An 879-nucleotide genomic window follows, 5' to 3' on the forward strand; every position below is an offset into this window, starting at 1 on the left:
ACTTAAAAAAATCGGCGAAGCGTTTCTTGATTGAAGTAATTCAGCGGCACAGTTTGAGGCAAGTATTGCAAAGGTTTCCACAATTGCCGATACAAGTCAGGTTTCCTTGAGTACTATAGAATCAGATATTATGGCTCTTTCACGTTCCACCGGACAAGGTGCAGGCGATTTGACAGAAGCTTCGTATCAGGCAATTTCAGCCAGTGTCGATACTGCCTATGCCGTTAAGTTCGTTGATGAAGCCAATAAGCTTGCTGTGGGCGGTTTTACTCAACAGGCAACAGCGGCGGACGTACTGACAACGGCTATAAACGCTTACGGGTTAGCTGTATCAGAAGCGACACAAGTGTCAGATATGCTGATAACAACTCAGAATCTAGGTAAGACAACCGTTGATGAACTTGCTCAGAACATGGGACGTGTTATTCCCCTTGCAGCGGCATATAACGTTGAAATGGATAATCTTTCTACGGGTTATGCGATTCTCACAAAAAACGGTATTGCCACGGCAGAGTCAACGACATATTTAAAATCCATGCTGAATGAACTCGGTGATACAGGAAGTGCGGTTGCCGGAGTTTTACAGGAGCAGACAGGACAGTCTTTTGCACAGCTTACAGAAAGCGGTTATTCACTGGGTGATGTACTGACTGTCATCGGAGACAGCGTAAACGGAGATACCACGGCATTTAATAACCTTTGGGGAAGTCAGGAAGCCGGAATCGGTGCGTTGGCTTTGTTTAATGCAGGAGCGGCAGAGTTTAACAGTACTCTGGGCAAAATGCAGGATTCAGCCGGAGTGACTGAAAAAGCGTACATGACTATGACCAATACCACGGAACACGCTCAGAAGAGAATGCAGAACGCTTTCAGCAATCT

Annotated in this window: 1 protein-coding gene; it reads left to right on the plus strand. The window is 45.8% G+C overall.

What is annotated here, in order from left to right; genetic code table 11:
* Nucleotides 1-82: 82 nt before the first annotated feature.
* On the plus strand, nt 83-879 hold a 797-nt coding region (locus tag OCV67_RS13385), incomplete at its 3' end, for a phage tail tape measure protein (RefSeq protein WP_262644654.1).

The organism is Porcipelethomonas ammoniilytica (assembly GCF_025567485.1).
GTDB lineage: Bacteria > Bacillota > Clostridia > Oscillospirales > Ruminococcaceae > Porcipelethomonas > Porcipelethomonas ammoniilytica.